Consider the following 15,464-nt stretch of genomic DNA (forward strand, 5'->3'; position numbering starts at 1 on the left):
CCACCAATTCCTGCCCAAAGGAGGAGTTTATTGGAGGATTTAGAAACGGTGGGTTCAGGATTTAAGAAATTGCTAAGATTTGATGATACTTGGACGCCAGAAGTCGGTTCGGTTTCCGGTTCCTCTGGCGTTTGCATATACCATTCGGGGATAGAATTGGGTTTTAATGGGAGTCGATCGGGTTGATTGCCATTGGATGCCGTTGATTCTTGGGTTTGTTCAGGATTAATCGAGTCAAAGGTGGATGAGGGCGCGATCGCACTCTCCTGTTGTGGCGATGGAACCTCTGGCGGTGTGGAGGCGGAGACGGGTGGTGCTGGGGAATCAACGGGTTGATTGGGTGGGAAAGTATCTTCTAGTTGGGGTGATTCCTCTGTCGGCGTGGATGGCGGGATAGGGGGTGCTGGGGAATCAACGGGTTGAGTCGGTGGGAGACTCTCCTCGGCTGGAGGTGACACCTCCCCAGGTGCAGAAGCTGAAACAGTGGGTTCTGTAGGCTCAACTGATTGGGGTGACACCTCCATGGGTGTGGATACGTCGGTGGTTTCTTCTTGATCTCGTTGATCTCGAATGAGTGAAACAGAACGCCGACTTAGAGATTCTCTAATCTCTGTTCCTCCTGTTCTCTCGACGTCCCGATTACTATCGGGATTCGACTGGGACGTTTGGCGGGATTGCTTTTGGTATAGAATTATTTGTTCGGTGTCTTTAATATCTTGATCTTTCAATCCTAAAGACTGTTGCAAATCTTTTAAGAGTTTACGAGACTTGGGGTTGAGTGAATTATCGGCTCGGAAAACTTCCCGAAACGCTTTTTTATATCGCTGTAATTTTTCCTGATACTCGCGATAGGGAGTTAAAACTTGGGCTTCTATTGCCGCACAATCGGCTGGAGTGAGATGTAGACTTTGGGCTAATGTATCCAGAGCCGAACGACCGCCAACAGAAATTTCACCCCCTCTGATCCAGCGCTGTGCTTCTTTACGATACTTCAATGTGAGGCGATTCAGGGGAACTTGACTCAGTGCGATCGCTTGGTAAGGTTCGCTAGCATATAATCTAGGTTTTAAAGCGGGAGCAACGATTTTAAGCTGCTGAGAAACATAGTCATGAAGTTCCTTGACACAAATCCAATCATCATGATTGCGATCGGCGAGTCCTGTTGCTAGTCCTTCGATTAAGTAACGAGTGTAATCCGAGGGTTGAGATTGCTCGGATTGGTTGAAATAGGGTATGGAACTAAAACAACTCAGAAGCGCCCATTTCTCACCCGTCATTTGTTGTTTTAACCCAACCTGATTATAGTCGTTTGCCGTTATTTCCCAATCCAAAATATTGCTACAGTAACCGTCGATAATCACAATATTCTGCGGACAGGGACTGTTGCTAAGTAGATCTTGGATTAAACCAGCGGGAACAACGGTTGCCTTGACTAATTCTTTTAGGGAATTGTCATCAGTCATGCGAGTGGCGGTGATGCCAGTTCCTAAATATACGGTATCATTATAATCTTGGATACATTGACCTGAGAAAAACAACAACACGACATCTTCCTCGTCACGCTTACTCAATAGCGTTTCGATGGTTTCCCGCATCACGGGAGGATTCGGATTAATCAGCGTTTCTATCTCGTCAAAAGAATACTGCAAAACACGTTGCATCGCTTCAACAGCGTTAACGGCTCCGGGTACGGGGTGAAAACCATAGCCGTACTCACTTACCCCAATCAGCAATGCTATTTTCACAACTGGTGATTCCCTAGACTGCTACAACGTTTCGTGCTGCCTAAATTACTCCCATCAAGATTTTTTCCGGCAATTGGTGACCCTAAGTTTGGATTCACTAGTCCCACTAAGCGGTTATACATTTTATCTGCTATAGTTATGGGTTTTGTCCGTTTTTGCGGAATCAACTGACCCCGTCCTTACACTGCAAACAGCCAGGATGTCAAGACAGACATTGAAATGTGTGTTAGCTTAGACTCTTGATGGTTGTCGTTGAGTACACCCTCTTTAAACCTTTACTTCTGTTATATCCGGATAGACAGGCAGGTATCTACCGAAAGGCTAATTTTTTTGGTCTATTTACAAACCTATACATTGATCGTAAACTATATTTTTATTTGTGGCTACCATCGCTTTTTTTCTTGTGACTAGAGTTTGTGGCAATTTGATAGCTAAGATAATATCCCCCTAAAGTATTGAGCCAAAGGTTATTGGTTTTCTGTGGTTTACCCAATATCCAGGGACGGGGTATCTTATTTTAAACTCATAAAATTCACCCGATTGGAACTCTACAGCAACAAAAAAAAACAGACAATGCCTCTATTAATTTGTAGTCAGAGTGTAATTAACACAACCCCAAAAATCATAATTGCTGCGCCAAGTGACCGTTCTTTTATACCTTTTTCTTGAAAAATTAAATGCCCCATGAGTACACTAAGTAAGGCGCTCATACGCTTGACCGAAATGACATGAGCTACCAGTGTCATATCAATCGCCTGCATTTGGAAGAGGACGGCTGCACCGTGAAAGAGTCCAATAGGTACCAAGGAGATGAAATTTTGGCGGATTTGGGTTAAGCGATCATAAGCCTTATACAACATGATTGGTGTCATCGCTGTTGCAATAAACGAATAATTCGCGATCGCCCAAAAAGTTGGTGAGGAATTTTGCACCCCAACCTTGTCAACGTTAGAGGTGATACTCCAAATAAATGCCACCAGGATCATCAGCTTCGGTCCCTTTTCCCGGAACAGAGATTTGAAAGGAGCCAAGTAACCCTGCTTTTTTTCCTTCAAGTTCAAAATATAAGAACCGGCGACAATCAAAACCATGCCGATGGCATCCATGATTGTCGGATATTCTTGAACAATCAGCGGAGAGGTGACTAATAAAAACAGGGGAGTAAACGTAATTAAAGGAACTGTGATCGATAAATCAGATACCTTGATCGCCTTAATATATAAAATCATCGAAATCACATTGAGACTGCCGCCAACGAGCAAGGCAAGTCCAAACCGATTTCCCAGTTCAGGGGTGTTAATAAAAAATAAAAGAGGCAGCAATAAGGGAAGTGTGAAGACAATTAACGACCACGAGACAATATAAACATTAATGGTTTTTAAACCATGTTTACTGGTGACATCCTTGAGCGATTCAAAAACAGCGGTTAGGGTAGCAAATATAAACCAAGTCATCGACAATTTAAGTGTAATGGCACTGAAATAAGCATTTTTAGATCGACGAAACCTGAATATATCGTAGGGTGGGCATTGCCCACCAGCATAGCAGTCAGTGCCATTCAATTTAAGTGTCTTGAAGATTGACAATCTATGAAACTCGTCATTTTTGATGGGAGCATCCCAATTTGGCGCGTTAGCTGGTTTCAGGCTTCGCCCTTCCGAAAGTGACAGAAGAGCGATAATAAGGCAGTAAACCCCTGGAAGTTGGAAGAGAAGTTGGTTGGACTGGCATACGCCCCTCCATTTACTTTCCAGATCATCGTAGCCCCGGACTTTCAAGGAGTCATGGGCTTTCCATTAATTTCTGCGTTTCTGGATGAACTTGAATGCTTTGTGTTTCAAGCTGTTCTCGTAGATATCCATCAGAAATAATCACCTCATCCCAATAGCTTGAGTATTCAACGAAGCTTTCTCCCCAAACGTCACGAACTATTGGGTCAAGAACTTCAAAGGCAAATTTCAAGGTCTCGGTAGAAGCATCAAAAGCTGGAGCGGCAAAATGGACAATCATGTTTCGCAATTGACCAAACTCCTGATATTTATCCAATTGCTTGATTCTATATCCTGTTGAAGCCCAAAGAACTTCTGGTAGCTCCGAGTACATCAATGTCCGACCATGCTTAAAAAGCTCCTTAATACTCAACATACCAGTGGTAGTACTAGATTTAGGATAAGACTTAAAGATTAAAAGCGGGTGCTCTTCGGCAATTCGTGCTTTTAAGATTATTTCTGCTCCATGCGCTGCATGAACTACTGACAAAACATGGGAAAATGGACTCATCATCTCACTAAAAGTGGCATCATATACAGCCCTACCAATCACATGAAATCCAAATTCTTTCATATGTTTTGAAACTTGTTTCGTCTCAGGATGCATGGAACCTACTCTAATAAAGTCAATATGCTTGATAGTCGAACCTTCCTAATTTGCCTTTGCTATTTAGAGGCATCATGTAAGAACAGTCCTAGCCAGAGCTTAACATTATAATAGAGATTCAGACACCGCCCTCACCGACGGGGATACCCTCAAAGCCACAGTGCGCGATCGCTCTGGTTGTTTGCGGCTTACTCAACCGAAAGAACCGTTTCAATTAAGCGCTGTTCGATATCTTGCACGACGGGCGTTGTGTCATCAACAATGCCGATATCTGTGTTGATTTGGAACGCGATCGCAACATCATGATCGGGATAGTAACGGAGGCTGGAACTGTATCCGGGAATCCAGCCGCCATGACCATAAATGGGGCCAAAGGGACTGGTGCGATAGATGCCAACCCCGCTTCCATATTGGATATCCCCGTCGGGGCTAATCGAGACGGCATTCAGCAAATCATTTAGATAAGAACCAGACATGGCGTTACCGCCAAATAATGCGGCTCCCCACCTCGCCAAATCCGCAGAGGTGCTGACTAATCCACCGCCTGTCCATTCAAAGCCGGGATGCCATGCCAGAACTCCGTCTGCGGTGGTTGTTTTGCTCGGCAGTCCGAAGGGATTATCGATAGCCATGTACCCCGCCGCTAAGTCTGGGAGACACCGACGGTTGGAGGGGGACGTTTGCGTTAGCTCTAGGGGGTGCAAAAAACGGTCTTGCAGTTCGTCGTAATAGTCTCTACCTGTGGCAGCTTCAATCACGAGTCCAGCTAAGATGTATCCGGTGTCGGTATAGGCCCAGCATGCTCCGGCTGCAAATAAGGGCGGTTGATCCAACACAAATTCGATTAAGGATTCTGGCGGGAAGGGATTGCCGGGTTCCTGCCAGTGCTGCGAAACAGCGGCGGCAAAGGATTCCGAATAGACGTGATCCGGTAGCCCCGAACTGTGCGTGAGCAGTTGGCGCAGGGTGATGTTTTGGTGGTTGGGCAGTCGGGAAAACCAGGCTTTTTCGCTCAACCACTGGGCGATGGGCGCATCCAAATCCAGCACATTTTCCTGATCAAGCGCGATCGCAGTGGCACCCACAAAGGTTTTGCCAATACTGGCGGCTAACATCCGCGATCGCCCGGTCATCGGTGTTCCGGCTTCAAGATCGGCGACACCCGTGGCGGCGACACCCACGGTGCCATCTGGCAAAACATAAGCCGCCGTTGCCCCAGGAAAGCCGTATTGCTGTTGAGCGTCTTCTAGGACGGCTTGAACAGCCTGATTGAGATCATCCGTGGCTGCCATCGTGCCGGATTGGGCTGTAAGGAGGAACGCTCCCACACAAAGCACCACCAACCAGAGCAGCGGCTGTGTTAACCGTCGCTTCTTCAAGAACCGGGGACAGCGCCTGGAATCCATCTGCTGACCTCGCCAGAATCTGCCCTTGCGCCGCAACATAGGTAAACTCATAGGTCACTTTCCTCGCTGAGACTGCCCGGTATTCCCATCGGCATCGCTGGGGGAATGACCCGCGTGACGGCATGGGTTTTGCGGAACATGGTTTTGCGATTGATCACAATAATGACCAGGGCTGCGATCCAGAAGAAAACGGTGTCGTAGGGCTGCCCATCTGGCCAAATCGGATTAATAAGCTGCAAGTGAAAGAGGAAGGACAGCAGGATGCTCCCCTGGGATGCATTGAATAACGGGGTGACGATGAGGCTGAGGGCGATCGAGCCGAGTACAAATGGCGTAAATGACCAAGCGCTTTGTGGTGTGCCGCTCATCAGAAAGGCAGGCAGATGCCACAGACCCCAGATGCCGCCCAAAATTAGTGCTGCCCAAATGGGGGCAAATCGCCGTTGCAGCAGGGGTAATGCCAGCCATTGGGCTGGGAAGCAGAATGTATAATGCCAAAATTCCCCAGGCAAAGCCAAAGGTCATTAGCAAAAAGGGAATCAAGGCAATGAAGGGAACCGGGTATCGCTGGGTAGCGTTGGGGTCATGGGTCATTGAATTATCCTCGACTACAGGTTAGGGGGGCGATCGCCCCTTCCACTGTTGTAATAGAGATCTCTGCCGATAAGGGCAATTCCCCCGCCGACTGGGACACCTTCAAAGCCACGGTGAGCGATCGCTCTGGTTGTTTGCCGCGAGTCACCCAGATGCAGTGCAGCCGGTTGGAATTGTTGGAAAAGTTGTGGGGCGATCGCAGCTTCTACAGCCTTAGCCCAGAACGTCCTAACGTTCGTGTTCAGCGGCTCCAAGGAGCTTTTGCATCTTCAACAGGTCTGAATGCAGTCCGCTGCAACACGGTTGTTATGCAGCAACCACCGCAGTAAATATCAATCCTCAGTAGATTGCTTGCTGCTCCAAAAAAGTTGAAGCGCTGACTCATCAAAGATGTAAGCCGACTCACCATCTCGAATTACTCGTTTACCCATCCGAGGAAAAATTGCAATATCTAAGCGCCCTGCTTCTCCACCAATCAGATACACAAGGTCTTCATCGAATGGGTTACGAAGATGATGGGGTTGTTGAGGTAGCCCAAAGCCCATAAAGTCTCCTGGCTCGACTTCATATTCCCTATCTCCAATTTCCGCAATCCCTCGACCTGACAAGATGTAAACCCATTCTTCTTCATTCTGGTGAGCATGGTAAATGAAAGATTCTTTACCTGGAGGTACACGAGCGATCGTCACGCCAATGCGTTTAAGACCGACAGCACGCCCAAGGAAGCGTAAATAAATTTCTGAATTGGGGTTAAGCGGATGACGAAACTCAAACGCCTCCATTGAATTGATGTCTGAAGCTTTCAGCAGAGAATGTTGTTCATCAGTCACGTTGGTGTCCTCCTAATCAAGTTGTCAAATGGTCTGAACGCCACAAGGGAAACTTCTGCCTAATCCTCCAATACAGCGGATTAGGTAGAAATATTTCAGTCTAATCCCCCAATTTGGGGTGATTAAGTAGAAAATTGTCCGCCTAATTATTTGATATGGGTGGTTAGCTGGAATGATTCAGTATAATCAACTTTTCTTGGAGCGATCGCCCATTCCATTTTAATGGAGGTCAGTACCCATAAGGACATCGCACCCATTGTCAAGAGTCATCACACAATTTTCTCCAAGCATCCTCACACTCCAGCGCCCAGCGCCATACAATAGAAGTCGGATATTCCAAGGGGAGAGATTTACCATGTCGGAACGTGAAAATACTGGAAACCCGCCCCGTCGTCGTCGCCGGAGTAGTCGGGAACTACCGAATCAGAACCTTCAACCGAAGCGGAATCAAAGGTTTAACAGCAGCCGCCCACCCGTCACCGATGAACAACTCCAACCAGGGGCAGATTTATCGAGTACAATTTTGAGCGATCGCAACTTAAAAGGAAAAAATTTACAAGGTGTTTCTTTAAGTTATGCCGATTTGCGGGGGGCAAATTTAGACGATGTCGATCTGACGGGTGCCGATCTCAAACGCGCTCATCTTCACAATAGTCAAATTAATGAAAATACCCGCCTCGATCCCAAGTGGAAATTGGTTTGGGAGTTGGTGAATTTTAGAAATGAGAATCGGGACTGTTCCGATGCTGATTTATCCTTGGCGAATTTAGATGAATCCGATTTACAAAATATTAATTTTTCTGGGGCAAATTTAACTCAATGTCAACTCAACAATTCAAATTTAAGCGGTTCTAACTTTCAGGATGCCAATTTAACTCGAATTTTAGCGAGAACAGCAAGTTTTAAGCAAGCTAATTTTAATGAAGCAAAATTAAATCGCATGAATTGCGATCGCTGCGACTTTTCGGGGGCAAACTTTCAAAATGCTGATTTGTCAGGTGCATTCTTGCAAAACTCCAATCTTAAAGGAGCAGACTTTCGGGGCGCAAATTTGAGCGGTACTCTTTTAGATAACTCTTGTTTGGAAGATGTTTTAATTGACGATCGCACCCGTTTAGATGCGCGAGGTTTGGCGCTGTGGAAACTCTTCAACCCCACCCATGCCGAGGGCAATTTACAGGGATTGTGGTTCCAAAATGGAGATCTGAGCGATCGCGACTTTCGAGGCTATAATTTCAGCAATGCTGCTCTCTGCAACACCAAGCTCAGAAATTGCAATTTCAGCGATGCAAACCTCGAAAATGTCAGCCTAAATCGTGCCGACTTGCGGGGTGCTAATTTCCTCGGCGCGAACCTGACGGGAGCCGATCTGAGACTCAGCGTTATTGATGAAAATACCCAATTCGATCCGAAATGGAAATTGTTTTGGCAATTAGCAAATCAAGATACCCAAAACCTCGAACTCCAGGAACAAGATTTGCAGGGATTAAAATTAATCGCCCTCGAATTAACCGATGTTAACTTTAGTGGTGCGAATCTAAAAAAAGGGAGTTTTAACAGTTCAACTTTAACTCGAATTGATTTTAGTCAAGCCGATCTAGAATCTGTTGATTTTACAGGAACAAAATTTAATTCAATCAATTTTTCGGGTGCAAACTTGACGGATGCAGAGATGTCCGGTGCAGATTTGCACGAGATGAACTTGCAGGGAGCAACACTCGTCAAAGTTTACCTTTGTAACGGCAATCTCAGTTCCCAAAATTTACGCAATCAGAATCTCAGCGAAGCTAATTTACGAGAAGCAAATTTAAGTCATGCAGATTTATCGGGGGCGAATTTAAGCCAAGCCAACCTGAATCGCAGCGATCTTACGGGGGCAAATTTACAGGATGCTAACTTAGAAATGGTAGCCATTACGGGGGCAATTTTGCAGGGTACAACCTGCGATCGCGCTAATTTTTCCCTCATTTCCTGTCATCAAGTTAATTTCAGTCAAATTAGCTTACAAAATGCCAATTTTCAAAACGTTAATTTTACGGATGCAAATTTCAGCCAAGCCAATCTATCGGGTGCAAATTGCGATCGCGCCAAACTGCCACAAGGGAATTTTCGAGAGGCAATTTGTAACCGTGTCAACTTCCAAAATGCCGATTTAGAACACTCGGATTTTGGTCATTCAAGTCTGTGCGGTGCCGATCTTCGGGGTGCGAATCTGTGCGGAATCAATCTCAAAAATGCGGCGATCGATAACCAAACTCAATTCGATCGCATGGGACGGATTTTATGGGAATTACAAAACGAAAGTTATTCGGGACAGGATCTCCAGGGAATGGATTTGAGAGATCAGGATTTCCAAGGAGTTAACTGGGATGGTGCGAACTTAGAAAATGCTAATTTGAGCAACTGTAATTTTGTAGGCGCGAGTTTGGTTGGGGCAAATTTAAAAGGGACTTATCTATTCAAAACAAACTTCGATCGCGCCGATCTCAGCCGTGCCAATTTAGAGAAAATGAGGGGCGAGTTAGAGAAAGTGATAGGCTATTTGCCATTATCATGCCGACAAGCAAACCTCAGTCATGCCAATCTTCAGAATCACAAGTTATTTGATTTATTCGGTGCAAATCTTAGTCATGCAAACCTCACTGGTGCAGACTTAGCAGGCGCAAATCTGAATGATGCCGATCTGCGAGATGCCAATCTCAATCAAGTCAATTTAACCCGAACGACAATCAATCAAAACACCCAACTCGATCCGAAATGGCGGTTGGTTTGGCAACTTCTTAATCAAGAGGATTTTGCAGCAGATTTGACGAATGCCGATCTCAGTGAAGCATACTTGGAAAGATGTCAGTTAAGCGGTGCAAATTTAACGGGTGTCAATTTCACTAATGCGAATTTAGAACAAGCCGATTTAAGTCATGCAAATTTAGAAAATGCCAATTTAGAAGGGGCGAACCTGGAAGAAGCAAATTTGATTGGAACAGCGATTTCTGGAGCGTTAAATGTGAGCGATCGCATCCGGGAACTGTGGGAAACTGCCAACCCATCTTCGGATCGAAAAAATTACCAAAATACCAATTTGGAAAACGCAAATTTTGCTGGGATGGATTTGCGGGGATGCAATTTCAGTCACGCCAACTTGACAGCCGCAAACTTGGAAAACGCCAACTTAGAAAATGCCAATTTGGAAGGGGCAAATTTAGAAGAAGCAAATCTAGAAAATGCCAATCTAAACGGTGCAAATCTAAAACAGCTTGAAGGCAACTATGCTAATTTTTGCGGTGCCAATTTTGTCGGTGCAGATTTGAGCTATGCAGAATTTGAAGATAGCAGCTTTTCTGAAGCTAATTTAACGGGTGCAAACCTCAGTCATGGGACTTTTAACGGTGCATATTTACAGGGAGCCTGTCTGCGAGATGCGAGGCTTTGTCACGTCACCTTTGATTGGAGTGATGATGGAACGAATTTAGAAGAAGCTGATTTAGAAAATGCTGATTTGGAGGGAGCGAATTTACAGGGTTGTTATTTGAGTAATGCCAATCTAAAAAATATCAATTGGACGGGTGCAAAGTTAGACAATGTAGAGCTTCAAGGGGCGAATTTACAAGGTGCAGATTTGTCAAAAGTGGCGCAATTTGTTGAGGTGGCATTGCGGGGTGCAAATTTGCAGGGTGCTAACTTTCGGGGCTTAAATTTATCTCGAAGTTATTGGCAAGGTGTCAACCTCAGTGGCGTTGATTTACGGGGTGCTAATTTACAGGGAGCCCATTTTGCAGATTGTCAGATTGATGATTCGACTCAGTGGGATGAAAAATATCAGGTGATTTGGGAAATTGCCAATCAAAACCGCCGCGTTGATTTACAGGGGCAAGATTTGGCAGGTGCATATTTGGTGAGGGTGGATTGGCAGGGCATCAATTTACAATCGACGAATTTGGCAGGGGCGATATTAGGCGGTGCTAATTTAGAAGGGGCTAATTTAGAGAATGCTAACTTAAATCAGACTAACTTGGTACAAGCAAATTTGACGCAAGCGAATTTGAATGGTGCGGATTTACGAAATGCCGATTTAACTGAGGCGAATTTGACAGGAGCGCAGTTATTAGGAGCGCAGTTGGAAGGGGCTAATTTGAGTTCTGCGAAAACGCGGGATGCTAAGTTTGGCGATCGCACCTCCCCTTCCATTGAAGAAATTATTCAAACCTTCCGAGAATCGCGATCGCTAGGTTTAGTAGAACAGTTAAAATTGGCAGGTTTGAATCCCAAAACCGACTTAGCCGGACAAGATTTGAGCGGACTGCAATTAAGCAATATTGATTTATCTGGTTGTGATTTACGAGGAACAAAGTTAGTTCAAGCTGGTTTGAAGAATACAAATCTCAGTCAGTCAGACTTGACGGATGCGGATTTAACCAGAGCATTTTTAAGCCGGACAAACCTCGATCGCGCAAATTTTACCCGTGCCAACTTTCAAAATGCTTCCTTGGAAAATATCGCCAAGATATCGGCGGCAAACTTTACCGATGCTGATTTTTCTGAAGCATTAATTCAGAATGTTGATTTTCACAATAGTACGATGCAAAAGGCAATTTTTCAATCGGCTCGGTTGTCCATGAGTCGATTTAGTTATGCCGATCTAACGGGGGCAGATTTACGCAAAATGCAGATGGATTTGGGAAGTTTAGGTTCTCCAAATTTGACGGATGCGGACTTGCGGGGGGCTAAATTAGGTGTTTGTGGAAATGACATCAACTTGACCCGCACACAAATTGATAAAAAGACTCGAACTGACGATCGCTTTATGGCATTATGGCATCGAATGAATTCCAATTAAAAATCTGTTAAATTATGATTATTCTAGATTTTTGCTAACTCTTGAATTGAATATGCGTATCGAAGAAAATGATTCGTATTGATGCTCGCGAACTTTATCAAGTTTTGGAACTGACCCCACCGGAGCAAAATATCCTCCTGGTGGGCAAGCATGGGATTGGCAAATCAGAAATTATTAGCCATTTCTACCGTCAGCGCCAGAAACTGCCCGTCATCCCGTTCTTCTTGGGTCAGATGAGCGATCCGGGGGATTTGATTGGCTTGCTGCACAAAGATGAGAAAACGGGGCGATCGGTTTTTTTACCCCCCTACTGGTGGCCCGATCGCCGCGCTTGGGTGAAAGTTGCGGATTTTGTTCGCAACCATAAACAGTTGGAGGAGATTCACTTCAAACTGATTGCCGGTATGGTGGGGACTCGCGCCAGTTTAGCCTTTCGCCAAAGCCTCGCGACCCAACGGGGTCTGGGGCCGGAGCAACTCCTGTTGCAATATTCTAAGCATTCCAAACAGCTTAAAGACATGGAAATTCAGGACTTTGCCAGTTTGAACGAACGGGTTTTGCTCTGGCTCAATTCTGGGCATTGCCCGGAAAAAAAGGCGGATAATGCCCGGAAGAATCTGTTGAAATATCTCCAGTATCTCCAGAAAGCCAAACAACAGGAGGCGATCGCTCATTTTTCCTCCCTGGTTCAAGTCCCCAAATTTAGCGATGCGATGGGCTTTATCGCTGAATCGATGGACCTGATTGATTTTTTGTCGGAGTATTTGGAGGCGATCGAGGTCTGAACCCAAATCCTTCGCCAGAAACCCGGTTTCTCCAACAATACCTTCGCCATTTTTCAATAAGACGGGGTTTGTTATTGCGAGGCGGTTGGAAAACGAGTTATATCAAGTCACAATAAACGATCGCAATAAAACGAACGAGGGCAAAAAGGGAAATGCAGGTCAGGGTATGGATTACACGCGACGGGCTCAATTATTAATTGTTATTAACCTCTTGGGAACATCGTTAAATTAGCGGAACTAACTTTTTCGCAATTGTAGCTAGAAAAACTATCAATTACTAAAAACGCAATGATGAACTGGAAACCTTACCTTACGGGAATTTTAATCGCAGGACTCCTGGGTTGTCAGGAATCGCCAAGTCAAGCCCACGACACAACTGATCAACTCAATCAGGCGATTTGTATGGAGGATTGGGACGGCGCGATCGCCCTGCTCGACGATTTAATCTCAGATTATCCTAACAGTCAAACTACATTAGGAGAATATCGCGATCGCCTCCAACAACTTTCTGAAACAGGGTTAAGCGATGTACATCAATTAGATTATGACTGTACTAACGAATCGCTCCCCAAGACTGAAGAAACACCTCTGAGCGATCGTGTAGAAGGCTATGCCGAGCAAATTGACGTTGGCATGAGCTACGCTGAAGTCGCTACAATTATCGGTCGTCCGGGGAAAATAAATAGGCTTTATTCCTCATATATATGGAGAGATGAGCATGGCAATTTCCTCTCTGCCAAGTTTTCTGACGACCAGTTGGATAATTTGAATGTTGATGAGATTAGGGACTGTGAAGACAACAATCCTCGCTGTGTCGCTGTTGATATTACCACTCCTGTTCCTGCGACTGAGTTTAAAGAGATTGCAGCCCGTTTTGAAAAAGGTATGAACGATCGAGCCGTTTTAGAACAGCTTTTGCAGGAATTAGGAGAACCCGAAATGCAGACAGACTGGGTTAATTATGAGTGGCAGTTTGCAGAAGCAACCGATCCCGATCCTAATAATTGCACGCTGAACGTTTCTTTTAGCAACGTTAAAAGTGAGATGGTTGAACTTACTTTAAACAACGATCGTGTATCACTCCACCAGGCTGGCTGCTTATACGACGATAGATAACAATAGTGAGTGATACTTAAATACTCTATTGGCAAACCCAGACGCGATCGCGATTCTCGACAATGCAATACTAGATTATCCTAACAGTCAGAATACCTTGGCAGAATATCGCGATCGCCTACAGCGACTCTCTGAGAAGGGTTTGAGTGAGGAACAAAAAACGCAATATTGTTCCCCGACTCTTACCCAAACTAACACTATCGAGATCGATATCGAAGAAAGCCCCGCTTTGTTTGCCCGTATCGAAGGGTATTTCGAGCAAATTGACCTGAGTAGGGGTTATGCGCCCCCGCTTCGTCCCGCCAAAAATCAGCTTATTCACATCATAGAATGAGTGTCTCTTCTTGTCCAGGTTAACAAATCGGTTGGTTAGAGCGATCGCGACATACACTCAATCCTGGCGCTTGCTCGGTGGTTCGGCTAGGAGTTTGAGGATTTCTAGGGCAAAGGCAATTTTAAGGACAGCTTACAACACATCTTATGGTAGAGACGTTCCGGCGGAACGTCTGGAAAACCGGGTAGCCCTCTGCCCTCTGCCTTCTGCCTTGTCTCCACCTAAATGTGAGTATTCAACCGGACATGATATAACTTGCTTGGCGCTCCCTTGAGGATGACGAAGGACAAAGGACAAATGACAAATGACAAATAACGAATATGAAACGCAGAAAATTTATCGGGAATGCTGTTATTGGTGCAACAGGCACCGCCGCCTTAGCGGGGTGTCGCCCAACCGCCACTAATTCAGGGGCGCAAAGCGTTAGCCAACCCAGAATTCGATGGCGCATGGCAACGAGTTGGCCCCAATCGTTGGATACTATTTTTGGCGGCGCCCAAACCATCAGCCAGCGTGTCAGTGAAATGACCAATGGACGTTTCACGATTAAGCCATTTGCGGCGGGTGAAATTGTTCCGGGATTGCAGGTGCTAGATGCAGTACAAACTGGCACGGTGCAATGTGGTCACACCGCAAGCTACTACTACATCGGCAAAAACCCAGCATTAGCATTTGGCACGGCTGTTCCCTTTGGTTTAGACGCCCAACAACAGAATGCCTGGTTATACCATGGTGGTGGTTTAGAGGCGATGCACAAGCTTTATAGTGACTTCGGCGTGATTAACTTTCCGGCTGGGAATACGGGAACTCAGATGGGCGGCTGGTTTAAGCGGGAAGTTAACTCAGTGGCGGAACTCCAGGGTTTGACCATGCGGATTCCTGGATTAGGGGGTGACGTGATGTCCCGGTTAGGAGTCAATGCCCAAGTTTTACCCGGTGGCGAGATTTACCTGGCACTAGAACGGGGGGCAATTGACGCGGCTGAATGGGTGGGTCCTTATGACGATGAGAAGCTGGGCTTGCAGGATGCGGCTCAATTTTACTACTATCCCGGTTGGTGGGAGCCAGGAGCAACCTTAGAAGTGCAAGTGAATAAGGCAGAGTGGGATAAATTGCCCAAAGAGTATCAGGAAGTCTTCAAAACGGCAGCCATGGACGCCAACCTAAATATGCTGGCACAGTATGATGCCTTAAATCAACAAGCCCTAGGAAAACTGCTGGAGGCTGGGGTGAAGCTGACGCCCTATTCTCAAGAGATTATGCAAGCGGCTCAGAAGGCATCCTTTGAGATATATGAGGAGAATGCTGCTCAAGATAGTACGTTTAAAGAGGTTTACGAGCAGTGGAAGGGCTTTCGCGAACAGATTTACCAATGGCATCAGGTAAATCAACTCAGTTTTTCTAATTTTGTGATGGCAAATCAGGGATGAGGAAGTTTTGAGTG

General features: G+C 45.6%; 13 protein-coding genes. 6 read left to right on the forward strand and 7 right to left on the reverse strand.

Annotation, left to right across the window (positions count from 1 at the left end; translation table 11 throughout):
- From MC7420_RS35900 to MC7420_RS31175, 7 genes are all read right to left on the reverse strand, one after another.
- The coding region (locus MC7420_RS35900; RefSeq protein ID WP_198016606.1) for a caspase family protein at nucleotides 1–1,745 on the reverse strand (1,745 nt) is incomplete at its 3' end.
- A 593-nt stretch (nucleotides 1,746–2,338) separates the two neighbouring features.
- Nucleotides 2,339–3,523, reverse strand: a complete 1,185-nt coding sequence (locus MC7420_RS31150) for an EamA family transporter (RefSeq protein ID WP_232231823.1) — start codon at nucleotides 3,521–3,523, stop codon at nucleotides 2,339–2,341.
- Nucleotides 3,524–3,527: 4 nt separating this feature from the next.
- A complete protein-coding gene (locus MC7420_RS31155; RefSeq protein ID WP_052307578.1) occupies nucleotides 3,528–4,121 on the reverse strand; it encodes a hypothetical protein in 594 nt (197 codons plus the stop codon).
- Nucleotides 4,122–4,309: 188 nt separating this feature from the next.
- Nucleotides 4,310–5,578, reverse strand: a complete 1,269-nt coding sequence (locus tag MC7420_RS31160; protein ID WP_006105718.1) for a serine hydrolase domain-containing protein — start codon at nucleotides 5,576–5,578, stop codon at nucleotides 4,310–4,312.
- Nucleotides 5,575–6,045, reverse strand: a complete 471-nt coding sequence (locus MC7420_RS38720) for a CPBP family glutamic-type intramembrane protease (protein WP_198016607.1) — start codon at nucleotides 6,043–6,045, stop codon at nucleotides 5,575–5,577. Before MC7420_RS38720 ends, MC7420_RS31160 begins: the two co-directional genes overlap by 4 nt.
- A gap of 90 nt (nucleotides 6,046–6,135) precedes the next feature.
- The gene (locus tag MC7420_RS31170; protein WP_044210804.1) at nucleotides 6,136–6,375 is read right to left on the reverse strand and encodes a hypothetical protein; all 240 of its coding nucleotides are present in this window, start codon (nucleotides 6,373–6,375) and stop codon (nucleotides 6,136–6,138) included.
- A 78-nt stretch (nucleotides 6,376–6,453) separates the two neighbouring features.
- A complete protein-coding gene (locus MC7420_RS31175; protein ID WP_006105750.1) occupies nucleotides 6,454–6,951 on the reverse strand; it encodes a cupin domain-containing protein in 498 nt (165 codons plus the stop codon).
- A 355-nt stretch (nucleotides 6,952–7,306) separates the two neighbouring features.
- Here MC7420_RS31175 and MC7420_RS35905 point away from each other — a divergent pair, with 355 nt between their 5' ends.
- The 6 genes from MC7420_RS35905 (at nucleotide 7,307) to MC7420_RS31200 (ending at nucleotide 15,450) form a co-directional block, all read left to right on the forward strand.
- Complete coding sequence (locus MC7420_RS35905; RefSeq protein ID WP_006105721.1) at nucleotides 7,307–11,785, forward strand: pentapeptide repeat-containing protein; 4,479 nt, start codon at nucleotides 7,307–7,309, stop codon at nucleotides 11,783–11,785.
- A 68-nt stretch (nucleotides 11,786–11,853) separates the two neighbouring features.
- The gene (locus MC7420_RS31185; RefSeq protein ID WP_006105727.1) at nucleotides 11,854–12,570 is read left to right on the forward strand and encodes a hypothetical protein; all 717 of its coding nucleotides are present in this window, start codon (nucleotides 11,854–11,856) and stop codon (nucleotides 12,568–12,570) included.
- A 288-nt stretch (nucleotides 12,571–12,858) separates the two neighbouring features.
- Nucleotides 12,859–13,686, forward strand: coding sequence for a tetratricopeptide repeat protein (locus MC7420_RS31190; protein WP_006105769.1), 828 nt, complete (start codon nucleotides 12,859–12,861; stop codon nucleotides 13,684–13,686).
- A 28-nt stretch (nucleotides 13,687–13,714) separates the two neighbouring features.
- Nucleotides 13,715–14,020, forward strand: coding sequence for a hypothetical protein (locus MC7420_RS31195; RefSeq protein WP_006105780.1), 306 nt, complete (start codon nucleotides 13,715–13,717; stop codon nucleotides 14,018–14,020).
- Between the two features lie 10 nt (nucleotides 14,021–14,030).
- Complete coding sequence (locus MC7420_RS40830) at nucleotides 14,031–14,294, forward strand: hypothetical protein (RefSeq protein ID WP_157453408.1); 264 nt, start codon at nucleotides 14,031–14,033, stop codon at nucleotides 14,292–14,294.
- Nucleotides 14,295–14,340: 46 nt separating this feature from the next.
- Entirely contained in the window at nucleotides 14,341–15,450 is a 1,110-nt protein-coding gene (locus MC7420_RS31200) for a TRAP transporter substrate-binding protein (RefSeq protein ID WP_006105717.1), read from the forward strand.
- The last annotated feature ends 14 nt before the right edge of the window (nucleotides 15,451–15,464 follow it).

It is taken from the genome of Coleofasciculus chthonoplastes PCC 7420 (genome assembly GCF_000155555.1).
Classification (GTDB): Bacteria; Cyanobacteriota; Cyanobacteriia; order Cyanobacteriales; family Coleofasciculaceae; genus Coleofasciculus; species Coleofasciculus chthonoplastes_A.